The 21,855-nt window shown below is 53.6% G+C and carries 19 protein-coding genes and 1 rRNA gene; 16 read left to right on the forward strand and 4 right to left on the reverse strand.

Translation table 11 applies throughout. From position 1 onward, the window contains the following. Positions 1-14: 14 nt before the first annotated feature. Positions 15-851 carry a dienelactone hydrolase family protein gene (locus CMR03_RS24810; protein ID WP_096012947.1) on the reverse strand — a complete coding sequence of 279 codons (837 nt, stop codon included), beginning with the start codon at positions 849-851 and terminating at the stop codon, positions 15-17. A 303-nt stretch (positions 852-1,154) separates the two neighbouring features. Here CMR03_RS24810 and udp point away from each other — a divergent pair, with 303 nt between their 5' ends. From udp to tatD, 9 genes are all read left to right on the forward strand, one after another. Then, the gene (udp, locus tag CMR03_RS24815; RefSeq protein ID WP_063877921.1) at positions 1,155-1,916 is read left to right on the forward strand and encodes a uridine phosphorylase; all 762 of its coding nucleotides are present in this window, start codon (positions 1,155-1,157) and stop codon (positions 1,914-1,916) included. 154 nt (positions 1,917-2,070) lie between these two features. Beyond that, positions 2,071-3,570: a DNA recombination protein RmuC gene (rmuC, locus tag CMR03_RS24820; protein WP_063877922.1), complete on the forward strand. Its 1,500-nt coding sequence runs from the start codon at positions 2,071-2,073 to the stop codon at positions 3,568-3,570. A gap of 76 nt (positions 3,571-3,646) precedes the next feature. Beyond that, positions 3,647-4,405, forward strand: a complete 759-nt coding sequence (ubiE, locus tag CMR03_RS24825; protein ID WP_063877923.1) for a bifunctional demethylmenaquinone methyltransferase/2-methoxy-6-polyprenyl-1,4-benzoquinol methylase UbiE — start codon at positions 3,647-3,649, stop codon at positions 4,403-4,405. An 11-nt stretch (positions 4,406-4,416) separates the two neighbouring features. Beyond that, a complete protein-coding gene (gene ubiJ / locus CMR03_RS24830) occupies positions 4,417-5,022 on the forward strand; it encodes a ubiquinone biosynthesis protein UbiJ (protein ID WP_063881074.1) in 606 nt (201 codons plus the stop codon). Next, a complete protein-coding gene (gene ubiB, locus CMR03_RS24835) occupies positions 5,019-6,656 on the forward strand; it encodes a ubiquinone biosynthesis regulatory protein kinase UbiB (RefSeq protein WP_063877924.1) in 1,638 nt (545 codons plus the stop codon). The genes ubiJ and ubiB overlap by 4 nt, the downstream gene beginning before the upstream one ends. A gap of 110 nt (positions 6,657-6,766) precedes the next feature. Beyond that, complete coding sequence (gene tatA / locus CMR03_RS24840; RefSeq protein ID WP_063877925.1) at positions 6,767-7,021, forward strand: twin-arginine translocase TatA/TatE family subunit; 255 nt, start codon at positions 6,767-6,769, stop codon at positions 7,019-7,021. A 3-nt stretch (positions 7,022-7,024) separates the two neighbouring features. Further along, positions 7,025-7,750 (forward strand): Sec-independent protein translocase protein TatB, encoded by a 726-nt coding sequence (gene tatB, locus CMR03_RS24845; RefSeq protein ID WP_096012948.1) that lies wholly within the window; start codon positions 7,025-7,027, stop codon positions 7,748-7,750. Beyond that, on the forward strand, positions 7,750-8,508 hold the full coding sequence (gene tatC / locus CMR03_RS24850) for a Sec-independent protein translocase subunit TatC (protein ID WP_063877927.1): 759 nt from the start codon (positions 7,750-7,752) through the stop codon (positions 8,506-8,508). Before tatB ends, tatC begins: the two co-directional genes overlap by 1 nt. 98 nt (positions 8,509-8,606) lie before the next feature. Beyond that, positions 8,607-9,389 carry a 3'-5' ssDNA/RNA exonuclease TatD gene (tatD, locus tag CMR03_RS24855; protein WP_096012954.1) on the forward strand — a complete coding sequence of 261 codons (783 nt, stop codon included), beginning with the start codon at positions 8,607-8,609 and terminating at the stop codon, positions 9,387-9,389. On the opposite strand, the gene rfaH is transcribed toward tatD, so the two are convergent. Beyond that, complete coding sequence (rfaH, locus tag CMR03_RS24860) at positions 9,386-9,874, reverse strand: transcription/translation regulatory transformer protein RfaH (RefSeq protein ID WP_063877928.1); 489 nt, start codon at positions 9,872-9,874, stop codon at positions 9,386-9,388. The two genes, tatD and rfaH, sit on opposite strands and share 4 nt — an antisense overlap. A 302-nt stretch (positions 9,875-10,176) precedes the next feature. Here rfaH and ubiD point away from each other — a divergent pair, with 302 nt between their 5' ends. After that, positions 10,177-11,661: a 4-hydroxy-3-polyprenylbenzoate decarboxylase gene (gene ubiD, locus CMR03_RS24865; RefSeq protein ID WP_096012949.1), complete on the forward strand. Its 1,485-nt coding sequence runs from the start codon at positions 10,177-10,179 to the stop codon at positions 11,659-11,661. Between the two features lie 42 nt (positions 11,662-11,703). Further along, the gene (gene fre, locus CMR03_RS24870; RefSeq protein WP_063877930.1) at positions 11,704-12,405 is read left to right on the forward strand and encodes an NAD(P)H-flavin reductase; all 702 of its coding nucleotides are present in this window, start codon (positions 11,704-11,706) and stop codon (positions 12,403-12,405) included. 66 nt (positions 12,406-12,471) lie between these two features. Here fre and fadA read toward each other — a convergent pair whose 3' ends face one another. Continuing rightward, positions 12,472-13,635, reverse strand: coding sequence for an acetyl-CoA C-acyltransferase FadA (gene fadA, locus CMR03_RS24875; protein WP_063877931.1), 1,164 nt, complete (start codon positions 13,633-13,635; stop codon positions 12,472-12,474). A 10-nt stretch (positions 13,636-13,645) separates the two neighbouring features. After that, positions 13,646-15,829, reverse strand: a complete 2,184-nt coding sequence (fadB, locus tag CMR03_RS24880) for a fatty acid oxidation complex subunit alpha FadB (protein WP_096012950.1) — start codon at positions 15,827-15,829, stop codon at positions 13,646-13,648. A gap of 185 nt (positions 15,830-16,014) precedes the next feature. Here fadB and pepQ point away from each other — a divergent pair, with 185 nt between their 5' ends. The 5 genes from pepQ to CMR03_RS24905 form a co-directional block, all read left to right on the forward strand. Next, a complete protein-coding gene (pepQ, locus tag CMR03_RS24885; RefSeq protein WP_096012951.1) occupies positions 16,015-17,346 on the forward strand; it encodes a Xaa-Pro dipeptidase in 1,332 nt (443 codons plus the stop codon). Further along, positions 17,346-17,963 (forward strand): IMPACT family protein, encoded by a 618-nt coding sequence (locus tag CMR03_RS24890; protein ID WP_096012952.1) that lies wholly within the window; start codon positions 17,346-17,348, stop codon positions 17,961-17,963. Before pepQ ends, CMR03_RS24890 begins: the two co-directional genes overlap by 1 nt. 31 nt (positions 17,964-17,994) lie before the next feature. Beyond that, a complete protein-coding gene (trkH, locus tag CMR03_RS24895) occupies positions 17,995-19,446 on the forward strand; it encodes a Trk system potassium transporter TrkH (RefSeq protein ID WP_063877935.1) in 1,452 nt (483 codons plus the stop codon). 18 nt (positions 19,447-19,464) lie between these two features. Then, on the forward strand, positions 19,465-20,001 hold the full coding sequence (gene hemG, locus CMR03_RS24900; protein WP_096012953.1) for a menaquinone-dependent protoporphyrinogen IX dehydrogenase: 537 nt from the start codon (positions 19,465-19,467) through the stop codon (positions 19,999-20,001). Positions 20,002-20,408: 407 nt separating this feature from the next. Continuing rightward, positions 20,409-21,855 (forward strand): 16S ribosomal RNA (locus CMR03_RS24905); the annotation flags it as partial.

Genomic DNA, 21,855 nt, shown 5'->3' on the forward strand with positions numbered 1-21,855 from the left:
CCCCCTTTTTTTGATCACGTCGCGGGTGCAACGCCGTATTGCGTAAACCAGGCTAACATGCGCGCCCAGCCATCGGTTGCCGATTCTGCGTGGTAGCTCGGACGATAGTCAGCGTTGAAAGCATGTCCGGCATCGGGATAAACAATAATCTCAGCGTTGGCATTGGCCGCATGCAGTGCCTGACGCATCTGCTCGACGCTCTCCAGCGGAATGCCGTCATCCTGACCACCGTATAATCCCAGAACCGGTGCGTTCAAATCGACGGCGATATCGATAGGGTGCTTTTGCTGCTTCATGGTTTTTTCGCCAACCAGACGACCATACCAGGCCACGGCGGCGCGCAGCTGCGGGTTGTGCGCGGCATAAAGCCAGCTGATGCGTCCACCCCAGCAGAAACCGGTAATCCCCATGCGGCGAATATCCCCACCGTTACGGGCAGCCCAGTTCGCTGCGTGATCGAGATCCGCCAGCACCTGACTGTCAGGCACTTTGCTGACCAGCTCTTTAAACAGCGTCGGAATGTCATGGTAGTCATTCGGATCGCCTTCACGGAAGTACAGTTCTGGCGCGACCGCCAGATAGCCTTCCAGCGCCAGCCGACGACAGATATCGCGGATGTGTTCGTGAACGCCAAAAATTTCCTGTACCACCAGCACCACCGGCAAAGGACCGTCTGCTGACTGCGGTTTCGCATAAAAAGCCGGCAGGTTTTCGCCCTGACTCGGAATAGAGGTTTCCCCCGAATGGATGGTGGGGCTGTCGGTAATAATCGTGGTTGATGCTGTGGGCTGAACTGCCGGAGCAAACGCGCCTGCAGCTGATTTTTGTGTCATATTATCGTCGGTCTTCATCATTCTCTCCGTGCAAGCATAGGCGCAATCACGTAACTATAGCCTGGCCACCTGTGACAGGTTCCAGACAGGGAGTAACAGAGTGGTTAACCAATAAAATTACACTTCTCTTTAACATTCCCGCGATAGCTTCCACATCACCATATGTAGCAATACACAAGGCGATGAATGGATGTGTGATATTGATCACCCTATTTTTCTTAGAAAATGTAACTTTCATTTTCTTAAGTGAATTTAGTCACATATTTACCTCGCCCGGTGACGTAAAGTGGCGTGAAAATTTTCCTTAACCCGGAGTCTGATATGACACAGTCTGACGTTTTCCATCTTGGCCTGACCAAAGCTGATCTGCAGGGGGCGACGCTGGCCATTGTTCCCGGCGATCCTGAGCGCGTAAAAAAGATTGCCGGGCTGATGGAAGATGCACAGCACCTGGCTTCTCATCGTGAATTCACCACCTGGCTGGCTAAGCTGGATGGCAAGCCGGTTGTCGTGTGTTCCACAGGGATTGGCGGGCCTTCGACATCAATTGCCGTCGAGGAGCTGGCGCAGCTTGGCGTGCGTACCTTCCTGCGCGTGGGCACAACGGGGGCGATTCAGCCGCATATCAACGTGGGGGATGTTCTGGTCACAACGGCCTCAGTACGCCTGGACGGGGCAAGCCTGCATTTCGCCCCCATGGAATTCCCGGCGGTGGCGGATTTCACCTGTACTACAGCATTGGTGGCGGCCGCAGAAGCCTGTGGTGCCAAAACGCATATCGGTATTACGGCCTCCTCTGACACCTTCTATCCCGGTCAGGAACGTTACGATACCTTTTCCGGTCGCGTCGTTAACCGTTTCCAGGGATCGATGCAGGAGTGGCAGCAGATGGGCGTGCTGAACTACGAGATGGAGTCGGCGACCCTGTTAACCATGTGTGCCAGCCAGGGGCTGAGAGCGGGAATGGTGGCGGGCGTGATCGTCAACCGTACGCAGAAAGAAATTCCGGATGCCGTGACGATGAAGCAGACGGAAAGCGATGCGGTGAAAATCGTGGTAGAAGCCGCGCGCCGTTTACTGTAATCCCCTGTTTTAACAGGCAGGCGAGTGATCAGGCCTGCCTGTCTCATCCCAGACAGATTGTTGCGTCACCGCTTCCAACGCCAGTAAATATATCTGGACATTCATACAGTGCGAATTTACCTTTTCCCTCATTAGTCTGACCAGCGGGGAAAATATGGATCAGCACATCATTATCAGCATCTGCCTGGCGCTTGTCGGCCTTGGTGTGGGCTGGATACTGGCGCAAATGCGCGTCGGCCATCAGTTAGCCAGCTTTTCCACGGAACGCCGCTTGCTCAACGAGGCGCAGCAGCGTCAGCAACAGCAAATCGAGCAGCTTCAGCAGCAGGTGCAGCAGCGCGAGCAGGAGTTGAGGCAGCTTCATGGTTCATTAAGTGGGGCCAGTGAGCGCCTGCAACAGCTTGATTACTGGCGCAACGAGAGTGAACAGCTCACTCGTGAACTGCGGAACCAGCTGGAAGTGAACAGCGCCCAGGAAGCGGAACTGCGTGAGGTCACGATTCGCCTGGAAGAAACCCGCTTCGCAGCGGAAGAAAAACAGCGCCTGCTGACAAACAGTGAGCAGCGGCTCAGCGCGCAGTTTGAAAACCTTGCCAACCGAATTTTTGAAAACAGTGGACGTCGGGTCGATGAACAGAATCGACAAAGCCTGAACAGCCTGATAGGGCCGCTCCGGGAACAGCTTGATGGTTTTCGTCGCCAGGTGAATGAAAGCTTTGGCGCGGAAGCCCGTGAGCGGCACACGCTGACCCATGAAATTCGTCAGTTACAGCAGTTAAATGCCCAGATGGCTCAGGAGGCGCTTAACCTCACTAAGGCGCTGAAAGGCGACAACAAAATTCAGGGCAACTGGGGCGAAGTGGTACTGAGTCGGGTACTGGAAGCCTCAGGGCTGCGTGAAGGCTATGAGTATGATATTCAGGTCAGCATGCAGAACGAACAGCAAAGTCGTATGCAGCCTGATGTGATTGTCCGCCTGCCGCAGGGAAAAGATGTGGTTATCGACGCCAAAATGACGCTGGTGGCCTACGAGCGTTATTTTAATGCCGATGATGACGTTGAGCGTGAACAGGCCATTCAGGAACATGTCAGCGCCCTGCGTGGGCACATTCGTCTACTGGGCCGCAAAGATTATCAACAATTACCCGGTTTACGCTCGCTGGATTATGTGTTGATGTTTATTCCGGTTGAACCGGCCTTCCTGCTGGCTATTGATCGTCAGCCAGAATTAATCAGTGAAGCCCTTCAGCAGAACATCATGCTGGTCAGCCCGACTACGCTGCTGGTGGCCCTGCGGACGATTAACAATCTCTGGCGCTATGAGCATCAGAGTCGTAATGCACAGCGCATTGCAGAGCGGGCCTCCCGGCTGTATGACAAAATGCGGCTGTTTGTTGATGATATGAGCGGGATTGGTCATAGCCTTGATAAGGCGCAGAACAGCTATCGCGAGGCAATGAAAAAGCTGGCAGAAGGGCGGGGCAATCTTATCGCACAGGCGGAAGGCTTTCGCGATCTGGGCGTAGAAGTCAAACGCGCCATTAACCCGCACCTGGTCGAGCAAGCTATGCCTGAAAATGAGCACGACAGCGCGCCAGATGATGAGAACCATCCAGACGAACATCATGAGCAGGTCCGGCACCTTCGCGAATAAGCAGGTCGCCAACGTGCCTGACCTCCATGACTCTGATACACTTCGGTAAGTATTGTTTGTGGAGCAGGTAAAACCGATGGCAGATGAATCACAGCAGGAAACCACCCATTTTGGCTTTCAGACGGTCGCCAAAAGCGAGAAAGCCGACAAAGTCGCGGACGTGTTTCACTCCGTAGCGGCAAAATATGACCTGATGAACGATTTGATGTCGTTTGGCGTCCATCGAGTCTGGAAGCGTTTTACCATTGACAGCAGCGGCGTGCGCCGCGGCCAGCGTGTGCTGGACCTGGCGGGCGGGACAGGCGATTTAACCGCAAAATTCTCGCGCCTGGTGGGCGAAACCGGTCAGGTCGTTTTGGCTGACATTAACAGCTCAATGCTGAAGATGGGCCGGGAAAAGCTGCGCAATCTGGGCGTGGTAGGTAACGTCAGCTATGTGCAGGCTAACGCCGAGGCACTGCCGTTCCCTGATAACTATTTTGACTGCATCACTATCTCTTTCGGCCTGCGTAACGTGACTGAAAAAGAGAAAGCGCTGGCGTCGATGTTCCGCGTGCTGAAGCCGGGTGGACGTTTGCTGGTGCTGGAGTTCTCCAAACCGGTTATCGAACCGCTGAGCAAAGCCTACGATGCCTATTCCTTCCACGTTCTGCCACGTATCGGGCAACTGGTCGCTCAGGACGCGGAAAGCTATCGTTACCTTGCTGAATCCATTCGTATGCATCCCGATCAGGAAACCCTGAAAGCGATGATGAATGACGTAGGATTTGAAAACACCACCTATTTCAATATGACAGGTGGCATCGTGGCGCTTCATCGTGGGTTCAAATTTTAACCATTATGGCGATGACCTTAACACCCGTAATCACCGCCGGTATTGAGACGGCGTTAAACCGCATACTGTATCGTGACCGTGGCCTGAAAAGCGCACGCCAGCGCCTTGTCGGTAAGGTACTGACGTTACGTTTAACTGAGCTATCCTGGCCGCTGGTGCTGGTATTTAGCGAACAGCAACTGGACGTGCTCAGTGACTGGCAGGACAAGAGTGACTGCACGGTCATTACACAGCTCAAATCCTTGCCAAAATTACGCGATCGCCAGCAGCTTACGACGCTGATTCGCAGCGGTGAGTTACAGGTTGAAGGTGACTTGCAGGTGGTTCAGCACTTTTCTGCGCTAATGGATCTGGCCGAGCTGGACCCTGCTGAATACCTTGCCCCCTGGGTCGGTGACATTGCCGCTCAGGGGATGAGTCAGGGTGCACAGCGTGCATTGCGCTTTTTCAAAGCAGAAACACAACGGCGTCAGGACTACCTTGGTCAGGCATTAACAGAAGAGTGGCGGGTGGCGCCTGGTGCGCTGGAATTTGCCTGGTTCTCTGAGGAGGTTAGCGCGATGGAACGTTCGCTTGAGGCGCTTGATGCGCGTCTGGCACAGCTGGAGGCGAAATGAGTTTTGGAGAGATCCGCCGGTTATATTTTATTATTAAGGTGTTTTTGACGTACGGCCTTGATGAACTGATTCCACAGATGCGTCTGACGCTTCCACTGCGACTGTGGCGCCGCTGTATTTTCTGGATCCCCAACCAGCACAAGCAAGAACTCCTTGGCGTACGTTTACGTATGGCCATGGAGCAGTTAGGCCCGGTCTGGATCAAGTTTGGGCAGATGCTGTCAACGCGTCGTGATCTGTTTCCGCCGCTGATTGCCGATGAACTTGCGGTCCTGCAGGACCGCGTTGCCCCCTTTGATGGGGTCAAGGCTAAAGCGCAGATCGAAGCCTCAATGGGCGCACCGATTGAATCCTGGTTTGATGATTTCGAGATTATCCCACTGGCTTCGGCCTCTATCGCTCAGGTTCATACGGCAACGCTAAAATCCACAGGTAAAAAAGTCGTCATCAAGGTCATCCGTCCGGATATCCTGCCGGTCATTAAAGCGGACATGAAGCTCATTTACCGCATTGCCCGCTGGGTGCCCCGTCTGCTGCCCGATGGCCGCCGTCTGCGCCCGGTTGAGGTGGTTCGGGATTACGAGAAAACCCTGATTGATGAGTTAAACCTGTTACGCGAAGCGGCCAATGCGATTCAACTGCGACGGAACTTTGAAAACAGCCGCATGCTGTATGTGCCGGAGGTTTACTCAGACTATTGCAGTGAAACCATGATGGTGATGGAACGCATTTATGGCATTCCTATCTCTGATGTGGCAACGCTGGAGCAGCACGGCGTTAACATGAAGCTGTTAGCGGAGCGCGGCGTTCAGGTGTTCTTTACGCAGGTTTTCCGCGACAGTTTCTTCCATGCCGACATGCACCCCGGCAATATCTTTGTCAGCTACGATCATCCTGAAGACCCGCAGTATATTGGTATCGACTGCGGCATTGTCGGATCGCTCAATAAAGAAGATAAGCGCTATCTGGCAGAGAATTTTATTGCCTTCTTCAACCGTGATTACCGCAAAGTCGCGGAGCTGCATGTCGACTCGGGCTGGGTGCCAGCCGACACCAATGTTGAAGATTTCGAGTTTGCCATCCGTACCGTATGCGAGCCTATTTTTGAGAAACCGCTAGCGGAAATCTCGTTTGGTCACGTGCTGCTGAACCTGTTTAACACAGCGCGTCGCTTTAATATGGAAGTGCAGCCCCAGTTGGTGCTGCTGCAAAAAACCTTACTGTATGTCGAAGGGATTGGTCGCCAGCTCTATCCGCAACTGGACTTATGGAAAACGGCAAAACCGTTCCTTGAGGACTGGATTAAGGATCAGATCGGTATTCCGGCGATTATCCGTGCCGTGAAAGAAAAAGCCCCTTACTGGGCAGAAAAATTGCCAGAGCTGCCAGAGCTGTTTTACGACAGTTTGCGTCAGCATAAGCAGCTACGTCTCAGCGTGGATAAACTCGCGAACGATATAAGTGTCCAACGTACACGTCAGCATCAGGCTCGTTACCTGTTTGGCGTAGGTGCGACATTGCTGATTAGCGGAACGGCGGTGCTCCTCAGCAGGCCTGAATGGGACCTGTTCCCGGCGGCATTAATGGCGGCGGGCTTTGTCAGCTGGTTAATTGGCTGGCGTAAGACAAACTGATTGTCACTTGCGCCAGAAACACGGTAATGTCGCTGATTCGGGCCCGAATAAATACGGGTTTCTGTAGGGCATTACGCCACAGCGTTTAACAAAAAAATCGAGGCTATCTCATGGGCGGTATTAGTATTTGGCAGCTGTTAATTATTGCCGTGATTGTGGTTCTTCTGTTCGGTACCAACAAATTACGTAATCTGGGTTCGGATTTAGGTTCTTCTATCCGTGGTTTTAAGAAAGCCATGGGCGATGAAGACGATAAAAAGGATCAACCGAAAGAGCAGGACGCTGATTTCCATGCCAAAACGCTGGCGGATAAGCAGCCAACGTCGGCTCAAAAAGACGAAGTCAAGAACGACAAGCAGGTGTAAACCGTGTTCGATATTGGTTTTGGTGAATTGGTATTGGTATTCGTGATCGGGCTGATCGTTCTTGGCCCGCAACGGCTTCCGCTTGCGGTTAAAACGGTCATGGGCTGGATCAGAGCGATTCGCTCGCTGGCCGCCAACGTGCAAAGTGAGCTGGCGCAAGAGCTGAAGCTGCAGGAGTTGCAGGACAGCCTGAAAAAGGTGGAGGAGGCTGGTCGGGGCACGCTGTCGCCCGAGCTTAAAGAATCCATGGAAGAGCTGCGTAAAACGGCGGATTCAATGAAGCGCTCGGTAAAGCAGAGCATTGATATTGAAAGAGACGAAGACGAAGCCAATACCATTCATTCTCCACAACATACATCGACCGCTGATACGCTGCACCCGGTTACCCCCGCGACCAGTGAGCATCAGGCGCAGGCACCTGTACAGGCACCACCGGCGACACCTGAACCTGTTGCCTCTCAACCGACTGACAGCCGTGCTGAGCCCGCGCCGGTCCAGTCGTACCCTGCACCTGTACAGGCACCGCCGACGACACCTGAACCTGTTGCTTCTCAACCGACTGCCAGCCGTGCTGAGCCCGCGCCGGTTCAGTCGTATCCTGCGCCTGGGCTCGCCAGTGCACCGGCACAGTCGCCAGCGCGTGTCGATGCACAACCTGCGGTTAAGCCCGAAAGCGCTGCGCCGTCAGCAAGTTCAGTTTCTACTCCTTCTGCAAGTGATGAACGATAATGGCCGTTGAAGATACCCAACCACTTATCAGCCATCTGATTGAGCTGCGTAAGCGTCTGTTGAACTGTATTGGTGCTGTGCTGGTCATCTTTCTGGCCCTGATCTACTTTGCTAACGACATCTACCACGCGGTGGCATCGCCGTTGATTAATCAGATGCCTGCGGGTGCCAGCATGATCGCGACTGATGTCGCGTCACCCTTTTTTACCCCGATTAAGCTGACGATGATCGTGTCGGTGTTTCTTGCCGTGCCGGTTATCCTCTATCAGGTCTGGGCCTTTGTCGCGCCAGCCCTTTATCGTCATGAACGCAAGTTGGTCATGCCGTTACTGTTCTCCAGCACCCTGCTGTTTTACGTTGGCGTGGCGTTTGCCTACTTCATCGTCTTTCCGCTGGCTTTTGGCTTCTTCGCTAAAACGGCTCCGCAGGGCGTGACCATCGCAACAGACATCACCAACTATCTCGATTTCGTGATGACATTGTTTATGGCATTTGGTGTGGCGTTTGAAGTGCCGGTTGCGATTGTGCTGCTCTGCTGGACGGGCATCACTAACCCCGACGATTTAAAAAAGAAACGCCCCTATATTTTGGTTGGTGCGTTTGTTGTTGGGATGTTGCTCACACCGCCAGATGTTTTTTCCCAAACTTTGCTCGCTATTCCGATGTACTGCCTGTTTGAAGTCGGCGTATTCTTCTCACGTTACTATGTGGGGAAAGGCCGTCAGGCAGAGGATGAGGAAGATAACGCCGACTCCTGATGTCAGATCCAGCATCCCGCACAGGCGGGAGAGTCAAGTCAAAAACCGCCGCCAGGCGGTTTTTGTTTATGGTGTTAATGATAAAGAGTGGAAAAAATATGTTTGATATCGGTGTAAACCTGACCAGCACGCAGTTCGCCTCCGATCGGAAAAAGGTGATCTCACGCGCGCGCGAAGCGGGCGTCACCGGCATGTTGATTACCGGCACCAACGCGCTTGAAAGTCAGCAGGCGCAAAAACTGGCAGAGGCCCATCAGGATTATTGCTGGTCAACTGCTGGCGTGCATCCACATCATGCCAGTGAATGGTCAGCGGAGATTGCGAGCACGTTGCGCCGCCTGGCTGAGAAAAAAGAGGTGGTGGCAATCGGTGAATGCGGACTGGATTTCAATCGTAACCTGGCCGCTCACCAGCAGCAGGAGTATGCGTTTGATGCGCAGCTGGCGCTGGCCGCTGAGCTGAATATGCCCGTGTTTCTTCACTGTCGGGAAGCGCATGCGCGTTTTGCCGCCGTGCTTGAACCCTGGTTGCCTAAACTGCCTGCCGCCGTCATTCACTGCTTTACCGGCACGCGTGAAGAGTTAACGGCCTGCCTGGAAATGGGGCTGTCAGTAGGCATTACGGGTTGGGTATGCGATGAACGCCGTGGTATCGCGCTGCGTGAGATGTTGCCGCTGATTCCCGCCGATCGATTATTACTGGAAACGGATGCGCCCTATCTGCTGCCACGTGATATGCGCCCCCGTCCTACATCAAGACGGAATGAACCCTGCTTTTTGCCGCATATCCTGCAGCAGGTCGCAATCTGGCGCGGCGAAGATGCCGGGACGCTGGCAAAACAGGTGGATCACAATGCGCGTAAGCTATTTAGGCTGATCTAAGCTTTGCGGAACTGCCGGTTGTCCACGCTGCGTACGACCTGTTTGTTCAGCAGATTCAACAACAGGATTGAGCGCGCTTCGCCATCCGGCTCTGAAAAAATCGCCCGCAAGCCTTCAAACGTTCCCTCGGTGATGATCACCTCATCACCGTTTTGCGGTGTTTCGGGATCGAGCAGCGTTTGAGGCACGTCGGTTTGTAACGCATCAATAACCACGGCAGGCACGGTAGCCGGCGTCGTACCAAAGCGGACAAAATGGCTGACGCCACGCGTGCTGCTTATGGTTGTGGTATGAATGGCTTCCGGATCAAACTCAATAAACAGATAGTTTGGAAACAGCGGTTCACTGACGGTAGTTCGCTTACCACGCACGATTTTCTCCAGCGCGATCATCGGACTCAGGCAATTTACGTCTTGCCGCTCAAGATGCTCTTTCGCACGCAATAGCTGCCCACGTTTGCAATAGAGTAAATACCAGGATTCCATAACTGCTCCCAATGAATGGACGCTAAGAATAGCAAACCTCCAGCCAGAGTTATAGCGCATTGGGGGTTGGAAAGCGGCGTTGCATGGAAAATAAACTAAGATTGTTCTGAATGGTGAGTACCACCGCATAAAGTGAATAACTGTGAATTATTCGCAACCAACGGGGCAAAAATTATTGCCGCAAGCCGCCTGATTGCCGTCAGTGACAGGTAAGGGAGAGGATGCGGTGCATAAAGCTCAACACATCCCCCACAATCAGCCCTATAATGACCCATTCACTCTGGCCGGAAAGTTGAAGCCGCATGAAATATCAGGATTTAAGAGACTTTATTGCGCTGCTTGAACAGCGTGGTGAACTGAAGCGTATATCGCACGAGATCGACCCCGAACTGGAAATGACGGAAATTGCGGACCGCACCTTACGAGCAGGTGGCCCGGCACTGTTGTTTGAAAACCCAAAGGGTTACGACATGCCCGTCCTGTGCAACCTGTTCGGTACGCCAAAGCGCGTTGCCATGGGAATGGGACAGGAAGAGGTCAGTGCACTGCGTGAGGTGGGTGAACTGCTGGCCTTCTTAAAAGAGCCTGAGCCGCCGAAAGGCTTCCGTGACCTGTTCAGCAAAATTCCGCAGTTTAAGCAGGTGCTGAATATGCCCACCAAAAGGTTGCGCAATGCACCCTGTCAGGAAGAGGTTTTCAGCGGCGATGACGTCGATCTGACGCGGATTCCCGTCATGAAATGCTGGCCCGGCGATGCGGCTCCGCTGATTACCTGGGGGCTCACCGTAACCCGCGGGCCGCACAAAGAGCGGCAGAACCTGGGCATCTATCGCCAGCAGGTTATTGGTAAAAACCGCCTTATCATGCGCTGGCTTTCTCATCGCGGCGGCGCCCTTGATTATCTGGAGTGGACCAAAGCCCACCCAGGCGAGCGTTTTCCGGTCTCCGTTGCGCTGGGCGCGGATCCGGCAACCATCCTTGGCGCGGTGACGCCCGTCCCGGACACCTTGTCAGAATATGCCTTTGCGGGTCTGCTGCGGGGTAACAAAACCGAAGTGGTTAAATGCATTTCCAACGATCTGGAAGTGCCTGCCAGCGCGGAAATCGTGCTGGAGGGTTATATTGAACCCGGCGATATGGCCCCAGAAGGTCCTTATGGCGACCACACCGGTTACTATAATGAAGTCGACAGCTTCCCGGTTTTTACCGTTACGCATATTACGCAGCGGCATCAGCCTATTTATCATTCAACCTACACAGGACGTCCGCCAGATGAACCTGCCGTTCTGGGCGTGGCGTTAAATGAAGTGCTGGTGCCTATTCTGGTTAAACAGTTTCCGGAAATCGTCGACTTCTATTTGCCACCGGAAGGATGCTCCTACCGTCTGGCGGTCGTCACGATTAAAAAACAGTATGCCGGTCATGCCAAGCGCGTGATGTTTGGCGTTTGGTCATTTCTTAGGCAGTTCATGTACACCAAATTTGTTATTGTGTGTGACGACGATGTTAATGCCCGGGACTGGAACGACGTTATCTGGGCAATTACTACGCGAATGGACCCGGCGCGCGATACCGTATTGGTGGAAAACACGCCAATCGATTATCTTGATTTTGCGTCACCGGTTTCAGGACTGGGTTCCAAGATGGGCCTGGATGCGACCAATAAATGGCCGGGCGAGACAGAACGAGAGTGGGGCACGCCGATTGTTAAAGATCCGGCAGTCACTGCGCGTATCGACGCTATCTGGGATGACCTCGGTATTTTTGAACAGCCATCACAGCGTTGATGGCGCGCAATAACCATAAAGACGACCCGACAGAGGGAACGCATGACAACGTTAAGCTGTAAAGTAACTTCAGTTGAAGCGATTACCGACACGGTGTATCGCGTTCGTCTGATTCCGGAGGCGGATTTTAGCTTTCGTGCAGGACAGTATCTTATGGTAGTGATGGATGAGCGTGATAAGCGCCCGTTTTCTGTAGCCTCTACGCCAATGGAAACCGAAATCATTGAGCTGCACATCGGGGCGTCGGAGCTCAACCTCTATGCGATGGCCGTGATGGACCGCATCCAGCAAGACGGGCAAATCGTTGTTGATATTCCTCACGGCGATGCATGGTTACGTGAAGAGAGTGACAAGCCCTTGATTTTAATTGCGGGTGGCACGGGCTTTTCCTATGCGCGATCCATTTTGTTGACGGCACTTTCACAGAAGCCTGACCGTGACATTGCGATCTACTGGGGCGGCCGTGAGCTGAAACACCTGTACGATATGGATGAGCTAGACGCGCTGGCTATCAAGCATCCTAATCTCAAGGTGATTCCGGTGGTGGAACAGCCTGAAGCTGGCTGGCAGGGGCGTTCAGGCACCGTATTAACGGCAGTGATGCAGGACTTTACCACCCTGAGTGAGCATGAGATCTATATCGCCGGGCGCTTTGAAATGGCTAAAATTGCCCGCGATCGCTTCTGTTCAGAGCGTGGCGCAGTCGAATCACAGATGTATGGCGATGCCTTTGCCTTTATCTGATCGCACGCAGAAAGAAAAAACCCGCCCCTGACAGGCGGGTCAATCCCATAATAACGTCCCAACGTATCAAACGCGCTCAATCACGGTGGCGATGCCCTGACCCAGGCCAATGCACATTGATGCCAGGCCAAACTGCGCATCGCGGCGTTCCATAATGTTCAGCAACGTCGTACTGATGCGTGCGCCTGAGCAGCCCAGCGGGTGGCCCAACGCAATAGCACCGCCATTTAAGTTGACCTTCTCATCCAGTTTGTCTGACAGGCCCAAATCCTTAATGCAGGGCAGAACCTGCGCGGCAAAGGCTTCGTTAAGCTCGAAGATGTCAATGTCGTTCACGCTCAGCCCCGCGCGCTTCAAAGCCAGCTTGCTGGCAGGTACCGGACCGTAACCCATGATCGAGGGATCGCAGCCCACCACCGCCATACTTTTAATACGGGCGCGTGGTTTCAGGCCCAGTTCCCGTGCCCGGCTTTCACTCATAATCAGCATGGCGGCAGCCCCATCCGACAGGGCTGAGGATGTGCCTGCAGTGACCGTCCCGGTCACGGGATCAAATGCAGGTCGCAGTGCCGCAAGCCCTTCCAGGCTGGTATCTTCACGGATCACTTCGTCGAAGTCGTAGCGTTTCAGCACGCCGTCGGCGTCGTGGCCGTGTATCGCAACAATTTCATTTGCGAAATCGCCGCGCTGTGTCGCCTGCCAGGCACGTTGATGGGAGCGCAAAGCGAATGCATCCTGCTGCTCGCGACTAATGTGGTGCATGCGCGCCAGCATCTCTGCGGTTAATCCCATCATCCCTGCCGCTTTCGCAACAGTGCGCCCTAAGCCGGGATGAAAATCAACGCCGTGGCTCATGGGGACATGTCCCATGTGTTCGACACCGCCGATCAGACAGGCATGAGCATCACCGACCATAATGGCGCGGGCGGCATCGTGTAACGCCTGCATTGACGAGCCACACAGGCGATTGACTGTCGTAGCCGGGACGACATGCGGGATTTCTGCCAACAGCGCGGCGTTGCGGGCAATATTGAAACCTTGCTCCAGCGTTTGCTGTACGCAGCCCCAGACAACGTCATCCAGCGTTGCTGCATTGACCGCCGGCTGGCGGCTTAGCAGCGCCCGCATAACATGCGCAGACAGGTCTTCAGCACGCACGTGGCGGAAAGCGCCGCCTTTGGAACGACCCATTGGTGTACGCACCGCGTCAATAATGACTACATTTTCCATTTTTATTCCCTCAGGCGCTTCTGAACGCGGCTTCATCAATCGGTTTGACGGCGGGATACCAGCTTTCATGGTGGCGCGCTTTTTCGGACAAAAGGGCCGGTAGCGCATACAGACCGCCCAGTGCCGTATAGCGTTTCGCCTGGTCCACGACGTTACTGTTACCCAGCGTATCGAGATAACGGAAAGCCCCTCCACGGAATGGTGGGAATCCCAGACCATATACCAGCGCCATGTCCGCCTCGGCAGGGGAGGCAATGATTTTCTCTTCAAGGCAGCGGACAACTTCATTCAGCATCGGCAGCATCATGCGGTTCATAATCTCTTCGTCACTAAATATCCGCTTTGGCTGACAGGCAGGTTCAAGCAAGGCATCTACCTCAGCATCAGGCACTTTTTTGGGCTTCCCTTTTTTGTCTTCTTCCCAACGCCAGAAGCCTTTACCGTTTTTCTGACCAAAGCGTTTTGCTTCAAACAGAATATCGATAGCATCGCGATAATCCTTTTTCATTCGCTGTGGGAAACCATCCGCCATCACGCTTTGCGCATGATGTGCTGTATCAATCCCCACCACGTCCAGCAGCCAGGAAGGCCCCATCGGCCAGCCAAACTGCTTTTCCATCACTTTATCGATCTGACGGAAATCCGCGCCGTCTCGTAGCAACATGCCGAAGGCAGCAAAATAAGGGAACAGGACACGGTTAACGAAGAAGCCCGGACAGTCATTGACCACGATGGGGGTTTTGCCCATTTTACTGGCCCATGCCACAACTTTCCCCAGGGTGGCTTCGCTGGTTTTCTCACCGCGAACCACTTCTACCAGTGGCATACGAGGGACCGGATTGAAGAAGTGCATCCCACAAAAGTTTTCAGGACGTTGCAGCGCCTGGGCCAGCTGGCTGATGGGAATTGTAGAGGTATTCGACGCCAGGATAGCATCGGCACGCATGTGTTTCTCAGTCTCCGCTAACACACTGGCTTTGATCTGCGGGTTTTCCACCACGGCTTCAACCACAACATCGGCCTGATCAAACCCGGAATAATCCAGCGTGGGCTGGATGGTTGCAATGACGGCGGCCAGCTTATTCCCGTCTATCTTGCCTCGTTCCAGTTGTTTGTTCAGAAGCTTACTGGCTTCATTCATGCCAAGGGTAAGCGCCTGCGGATTAATATCCTTCATCTTGACCGGCACGCCTTTCCACGCCGACTGATAGCTGATGCCGCCACCCATAATACCGGCGCCCAGCACGGCTGCCTGTTTTGGCGCGCCGCTTTCACTGCTGCGTTTTTTGGCCAGGCCCTTGATGTACTGATCGTTGAGGAAAATGCCCACGAGCGCGCGGGCCACGTCAGACTGTGCCAGAGGAACAAACGCTGCCGTTTCGAGTTTTAACGCATCGTCACGGCCTAATGCGGCTGCGGCTTCAATCGTCTTAACGGCAGTGATCGGCGCGGGATAATGTTTTCCGGCCGTTTGCATGACCATGCCTTTAGCGATCGTAAAGCTCATTGCGGCCTCGACAGGGCTCAGCTTTAACGGGGCTAATTTAGGGGCGCGACGTGCCCGCCAGCTGCCATCACTGGCTGCCGCTTTAAGCATCGTCAGCGCGGCATCGCGCAGTTTATCAGGGCTGACAACCGCATCGACCAGGCCAAGCTTCAGTGCGGCTAAACCGTCAATGTCTTTACCTGCCGCAATGATTTCCAGCGCGCTGTCAGCGCCTAACAGGCGAGGTAAGCGAACACTGCCGCCAAAGCCCGGCATAATACCCAACCTGGTTTCGGGTAAGCCTAAGCGGGCGGTTGGTGTGGCAACCCGCAAATCGGTTGCTAAAACGCATTCACAGCCACCGCCCAGCGCGTAGCCATCGATCGCGGCGATGGTGGGAACCGGCAAATCTTCCAGGCGATTAAAAATGCTGTTGGCGAAGGTCAGCCATTGGCTCAGCTTTTCCGTTGGCGCATCAAAAAGCGCCAGAAATTCGGTAATGTCAGCTCCCACGATAAAGGCGGGTTTGGCTGAACTTAGCAGCACGCCGCGCAGATCGGCATGTTGCTCCAGCACGGCAATCGCTTCGCCGAGGCTGGCGACGGTTTGTGTATCCAGCTTATTAACGGAGCCGGGGGCATCAAACACCAGCTCGACGATGCCATCATCCAACTGGTTAAGAGTGAGGTTAGCGCCTTGGTAGAGCATGTACGTCTCCTGAAACCGCGAAAGGTGATCTGGTCATACCAGATGATCGTGAGTTTGGGAGTGATGTTAATATTTTGCAAACAAGTCTTTGTTTATTTGCTAACAAGATCACAGCTGCGCTGAACCCGGCATCCGCATTTCGGCTGTGATAAACTGCGGCTTTTCTGGATACTGGAGAGGCGGCAATGGATTCATTGAAAAGCTTGTATCACGCGCATATCACTACCTTGCAACAACGTGCTCAGCAGGTATTAGCACGTCATAAACTGGATGCAATGCTGATCCATTCTGGCGAGTTGCTCACCGTGTTTCTGGATGATCATACCTATCCGTTTAAGGTTAACCCGCAATTTAAGTCCTGGGTGCCCGTGACACAGGTACCAAACTGTTGGTTGTGGATTGATGGCGTGAACAAACCGAGATTGTGGTTTTATTCGCCCGTGGACTACTGGCACAACGTTGAACCTCTCCCGCACAGTTTCTGGACCGATGATATTGAGATTGTCGGCCTGGCAAACGCGAATGCTGTTGGCGATCTCCTTCCTGCCCAGCGTGAAAACGTGGCCTATATTGGCCCGGTGCCCGAACGCGCGGCACAGCTGGGTATCAACGCGGGGAATATCAATCCAAAAGGGGTGATCGATTTCCTGCATTATCACCGCAGTATTAAAACCGACTACGAACTCAGCTGTATGCGTCAGGCGCAAAAAATTGCCGTGGCCGGGCATCGTGCAGCGAAAGAGGCCTTTTCAGCTGGCCTGAGTGAGTTCGATATCAATCAGGCTTACCTGACGGCAACCGGGCATCGGGATACCGATGTGCCCTATGGCAATATCATCGCTCTGAATGAACATGCCGCCGTGCTCCACTACACCAAACTGGATCATCAACCGCCAGCTAAACGCTACAGTTTCCTGATTGATGCCGGCGCGGAATATCAAGGTTATGCCGCCGACCTGACCCGCAGTTATGCCGCACAAAGCGGAACGCTGTATGCCAAAATGGTTGAGGCGATGAACGCGGAAGAGCTGGCTTTGATTGCCACGCTGAAAGCGGGCGTGCGCTACACCGATTATCATCTGCAAATGCATCAGCGTATTGCGAAATTGCTGACGACGTTTGATTTGGTCCACGGTATAAGTGAAGAGGCATTGGTCGCCGACGATCTGACGGGCCCTTTTATGCCGCACGGTTTAGGTCATCCGCTGGGTTTGCAGGTGCATGACGTCGCCGGCTTTATGGAGGATGAAAGCGGTACACATCTTGCTGCACCTGCGCAATATCCTTACCTACGCTGTACCCGGGTGATCCAGCCGGGAATGGTGTTAACCATTGAACCCGGCTTCTATATTATTGATTCGCTGCTGGCCCTGTTGCGTGCAGGTAAATTCAGTTCGCATTTTAACTGGCAGGCACTGGATGCGCTTAAGCCTTATGGCGGTATCCGCATTGAGGACAACGTGATTATCCATGCGAACCGCGTCGAAAACATGACGCGCGACCTGCACCTTGCCTGATGGAGGCTTTTGATATTCCTGCTCAGGCGCTGAGCGTCAGTGAAGAGACGATCAAGAAGAGCCGGTTTATTACGCTGCTGGCTCACACCTGTGGCGTGGAAGCGGCGCGTGCTTTTGTCCAGCAGGTAAAGCAGGATCATCCCACTGCCCGCCATCATTGCTGGGCCTGGGTCGCGGGTGCGCCCAACGACTCACAGCAGTTGGGCTTTTCCGATGATGGTGAGCCTTCCGGTACGGCAGGTAAACCCATGCTGGCGCAGTTAATGGGTGCCGATATCGGAGAAATTACCGCAGTGGTTGTGCGTTACTACGGCGGCATCATGTTAGGCACGGGCGGCCTGGTGAAAGCGTATGGTGGCGGCGTTCAGCAAGGATTAAAACAGCTGGCGCGTCAGCGGAAAGTGCCGGTAAAGCAGTTTACCCTGCAATGTGATTACGGCCAGTTGAGTGATATTGAGCGTTTGGTGCAACGCTTTGAAGGCAGCATCACAGAAAGTGAGTATCTTGAGCGTATCTTTCTGACACTGGCGCTGCCTTATGGACAAATTGATGGATTCAAGCAAAATCTGTCAGACTTCAGCCGGGGTGCGTTAACGCTTCTTCCGCTTACACCATGATGTTCTTCTCTTTGATTAAAGGAACGGCTTAATGCACTTTCGCGCCATTACCCGCATTGTCGGTCTGTTGGTGATCCTCTTCTCGGTAACGATGATTTTACCCGGCCTTGTTGCGCTGATTTATCGTGACGGTGCCGGACGAGCCTTCAGCCAGACTTTTATGATGGCGTTGGTGATCGGTTCGTTACTGTGGTGGCCGAATCGTAAGAAGAAAACGGAGTTGAAACCCCGGGAAGGCTTCCTGATTGTTGTGCTGTTCTGGACCGTGCTGGGCAGCGTCGGTGCCATGCCGTTTATCTTCGCCGAGCAGCCGCATCTTTCCGTTACGGACGCCTTTTTTGAATCCTTTTCCGGCCTGACCACCACGGGCGCGACCACGCTGGTGGGGCTGGACTCCTTGCCCAAGGCCATCTTGTTTTATCGCCAGATGTTGCAGTGGCTTGGCGGCATGGGGATCATTGTGCTGGCCGTGGCTATCCTGCCGATTCTGGGCGTCGGTGGCATGCAGTTGTATCGTGCTGAAATGCCTGGCCCGTTGAAAGACAACAAAATGCGCCCGCGCATTGCGGAAACGGCCAAGACGCTCTGGCTCATCTATGTTTTACTGACAGTCGCCTGTGCGCTGGCCCTGTGGTTTGCCGGGATGCCTGCCTTTGATGCAATCGGCCACAGTTTTTCTACTATCGCCATTGGCGGTTTTTCAACGCACGATGCCAGTATCGGCTATTTCCAGAGTGGAACGATCAACACCATCGTGGCGGTGTTCCTGCTGATCTCCGGTTGTAACTACGGCCTACATTTCTCATTACTCAGTAACCGCAGCCTGCGGGCTTACTGGCGCGATCCTGAGTTCCGTATGTTTATCGGGGTGCAACTGACGCTGGTGCTGATTTGCACCATCGTCTTGTGGCTCCACAATGTGTATGACAGTGGCTGGCAAACGCTGAACCAGGCCTTTTTCCAGGTCGTATCCATGGCAACCACTGCGGGATTCACCACAGACAGTATTGCGCGCTGGCCGCTGTTTCTACCGGTGTTGCTGTTGTGTTCTGCATTTATTGGTGGCTGTGCGGGTTCTACGGGCGGCGGTTTAAAAGTGATTCGTATTCTGCTGCTGTGCAAACAGGGTAATCGCGAACTTAAGCGCCTTGTCCATCCCAATGCGGTCTACACCATTAAACTGGGCAATCGCGCACTGCCGGAACGTATCCTTGAAGCCGTATGGGGATTCTTTTCGGCATACGCGTTGGTGTTCCTGATTAGCATGTTGGCGATTATTGCCACCGGCGTTGATGATTTCTCTGCATTTGCTGCGGTCGCCGCGACATTAAACAATCTTGGCCCGGGTCTGGGCGTGGTCGCTGATAACTTCACCTCTATGAACGATGTAGCAAAGTGGATTTTGATTTCTACTATGCTGTTTGGTCGCCTTGAGGTATTCACATTGCTGGTGTTATTCACGCCGACCTTCTGGCGAGAATAACTAATAAGGATGCAGATGATGAAAGCGTTAATTCTCTTTTCGACCCGTGATGGTCAAACGCAAAAAATAGCTTCTGCTATCGCAGATAAGATCAAGGGGCAGCAATCTTGCGATGTCATCAATATCCAGGATGCAAAGGCCATTGACTGGCAACAGTACGATCGGGTGTTGATTGGTGCTTCAATCCGCTATGGCCATTTCCAGCCAGTGGTAAGTGAATTTGTGAAGCATAATCTGGCTGCGTTGCAGCAGCGCGTAAGCGGTTTCTTCTCCGTTAACCTGACGGCGCGCAAGCCAGAGAAGCGTACGCCCGAAACGAATGGTTATACCGTCAAGTTCTTAACGCAGTCGCCCTGGCAGCCTGATTGCTGTGCTGTTTTCGCTGGTGCGCTCTATTATCCCCGCTATCGCTGGTTTGACCGGATCATGATTCAGTTAATAATGCGCATGACCGGGGGGGAAACTGATGCGACGAAAGAAGTGGAATATACCGACTGGCAGCAGGTACAGCGTTTTGCCAGGGATTTTGCACAGTTACCAGGCAAATCGTACTGAAATAACGCGATCTGGCGAAATTTGAGACGAACAGTAATATTTTTGCAATTAACCCTTGTCAGGCCGCGCGAACGCCCTATAATGCGCCTCCATCGACACGGCACAACGGCTTACGGAATGCGGTGTTGAGAGGTTCGGGAAACTGAACCGCCGGAGAAAAACTTCTGAAAAAGAGGTTGACTCTGAAGGAGGAAAGCGTAATATACGCCACCTCGCGACAGACGGTTAACCCGCTGTTCGCACTGCTCTTTAACAATTTATCAGACAATCTGTGTGGGCACTCGCAGGATTGATATCAGCGTCTCCGGACGTAAAAAATATCAAGTCTCACGAGTGAACACATAATGAAATTCATTATGACGTTTTACAGATGAGCACCGCTGAACTGGTTTCAGCAAATCAAACTTAAATTGAAGAGTTTGATCATGGCTCAGATTGAACGCTGGCGGCAGGCCTAACACATGCAAGTCGGACGGTAGCACAGAGAGCTTGCTCTCGGGTGACGAGTGGCGGACGGGTGAGTAATGTCTGGGGATCTGCCCGATAGAGGGGGATAACCACTGGAAACGGTGGCTAATACCGCATAACGTCGCAAGACCAAAGAGGGGGACCTTCGGGCCTCTCACTATCGGATGAACCCAGATGGGATTAGCTAGTAGGCGGGGTAACGGCCCACCTAGGCGACGATCCCTAGCTGGTCTGAGAGGATGACCAGCCACACTGGAACTGAGACACGGTCCAGACTCCTACGGGAGGCAGCAGTGGGGAATATTGCACAATGGGCGCAAGCCTGATGCAGCCATGCCGCGTGTATGAAGAAGGCCTTCGGGTTGTAAAGTACTTTCAGCGGGGAGGAAGGCATTGTGGTTAATAACCGCAGTGATTGACGTTACCCGCAGAAGAAGCACCGGCTAACTCCGTGCCAGCAGCCGCGGTAATACGGAGGGTGCAAGCGTTAATCGGAATTACTGGGCGTAAAGCGCACGCAGGCGGTCTGTTAAGTCAGATGTGAAATCCCCGGGCTTAACCTGGGAACTGCATTTGAAACTGGCAGGCTTGAGTCTCGTAGAGGGGGGTAGAATTCCAGGTGTAGCGGTGAAATGCGTAGAGATCTGGAGGAATACCGGTGGCGAAGGCGGCCCCCTGGACGAAGACTGACGCTCAGGTGCGAAAGCGTGGGGAGCAAACAGGATTAGATACCCTGGTAGTCCACGCCGTAAACGATGTCGACTTGGAGGTTGTTCCCTTGAGGAGTGGCTTCCGGAGCTAACGCGTTAAGTCGACCGCCTGGGGAGTACGGCCGCAAGGTTAAAACTCAAATGAATTGACGGGGGCCCGCACAAGCGGTGGAGCATGTGGTTTAATTCGATGCAACGCGAAGAACCTTACCTACTCTTGACATCCAGAGAACTTAGCAGAGATGCTTTGGTGCCTTCGGGAACTCTGAGACAGGTGCTGCATGGCTGTCGTCAGCTCGTGTTGTGAAATGTTGGGTTAAGTCCCGCAACGAGCGCAACCCTTATCCTTTGTTGCCAGCGATTCGGTCGGGAACTCAAAGGAGACTGCCGGTGATAAACCGGAGGAAGGTGGGGATGACGTCAAGTCATCATGGCCCTTACGAGTAGGGCTACACACGTGCTACAATGGCGCATACAAAGAGAAGCGACCTCGCGAGAGCAAGCGGACCTCATAAAGTGCGTCGTAGTCCGGATCGGAGTCTGCAACTCGACTCCGTGAAGTCGGAATCGCTAGTAATCGTGGATCAGAATGCCACGGTGAATACGTTCCCGGGCCTTGTACACACCGCCCGTCACACCATGGGAGTGGGTTGCAAAAGAAGTAGGTAGCTTAACC

The organism is Pantoea allii (genome assembly GCF_002307475.1).
Taxonomy (GTDB): Bacteria; Pseudomonadota; Gammaproteobacteria; order Enterobacterales; family Enterobacteriaceae; genus Pantoea; species Pantoea allii.

Bases quoted from the DNA above. Each gene is read 5' to 3' on its own strand.
- CMR03_RS24810 (WP_096012947.1), bottom strand. From the start codon at position 851: ATGAAGACCGACGATAATATGACACAAAAATCAGCTGCAGGCGCGTTT.
- ubiE (WP_063877923.1), top strand. From the start codon at position 3,647: ATGGCAGATGAATCACAGCAGGAAACCACCCATTTTGGCTTTCAGACG.
- ubiJ (WP_063881074.1), top strand. From the start codon at position 4,417: ATGACCTTAACACCCGTAATCACCGCCGGTATTGAGACGGCGTTAAAC.
- fadA (WP_063877931.1), bottom strand. From the start codon at position 13,635: ATGGAAAATGTAGTCATTATTGACGCGGTGCGTACACCAATGGGTCGT.
- trkH (WP_063877935.1), top strand. From the start codon at position 17,995: ATGCACTTTCGCGCCATTACCCGCATTGTCGGTCTGTTGGTGATCCTC.
- rmuC (WP_063877922.1), top strand. From the start codon at position 2,071: ATGGATCAGCACATCATTATCAGCATCTGCCTGGCGCTTGTCGGCCTT.
- tatA (WP_063877925.1), top strand. From the start codon at position 6,767: ATGGGCGGTATTAGTATTTGGCAGCTGTTAATTATTGCCGTGATTGTG.
- ubiB (WP_063877924.1), top strand. From the start codon at position 5,019: ATGAGTTTTGGAGAGATCCGCCGGTTATATTTTATTATTAAGGTGTTT.
- ubiD (WP_096012949.1), top strand. From the start codon at position 10,177: ATGAAATATCAGGATTTAAGAGACTTTATTGCGCTGCTTGAACAGCGT.
- hemG (WP_096012953.1), top strand. From the start codon at position 19,465: ATGAAAGCGTTAATTCTCTTTTCGACCCGTGATGGTCAAACGCAAAAA.
- pepQ (WP_096012951.1), top strand. From the start codon at position 16,015: ATGGATTCATTGAAAAGCTTGTATCACGCGCATATCACTACCTTGCAA.
- CMR03_RS24890 (WP_096012952.1), top strand. From the start codon at position 17,346: ATGGAGGCTTTTGATATTCCTGCTCAGGCGCTGAGCGTCAGTGAAGAG.
- tatC (WP_063877927.1), top strand. From the start codon at position 7,750: ATGGCCGTTGAAGATACCCAACCACTTATCAGCCATCTGATTGAGCTG.
- udp (WP_063877921.1), top strand. From the start codon at position 1,155: ATGACACAGTCTGACGTTTTCCATCTTGGCCTGACCAAAGCTGATCTG.
- fadB (WP_096012950.1), bottom strand. From the start codon at position 15,829: ATGCTCTACCAAGGCGCTAACCTCACTCTTAACCAGTTGGATGATGGC.
- rfaH (WP_063877928.1), bottom strand. From the start codon at position 9,874: ATGGAATCCTGGTATTTACTCTATTGCAAACGTGGGCAGCTATTGCGT.
- tatD (WP_096012954.1), top strand. From the start codon at position 8,607: ATGTTTGATATCGGTGTAAACCTGACCAGCACGCAGTTCGCCTCCGAT.
- fre (WP_063877930.1), top strand. From the start codon at position 11,704: ATGACAACGTTAAGCTGTAAAGTAACTTCAGTTGAAGCGATTACCGAC.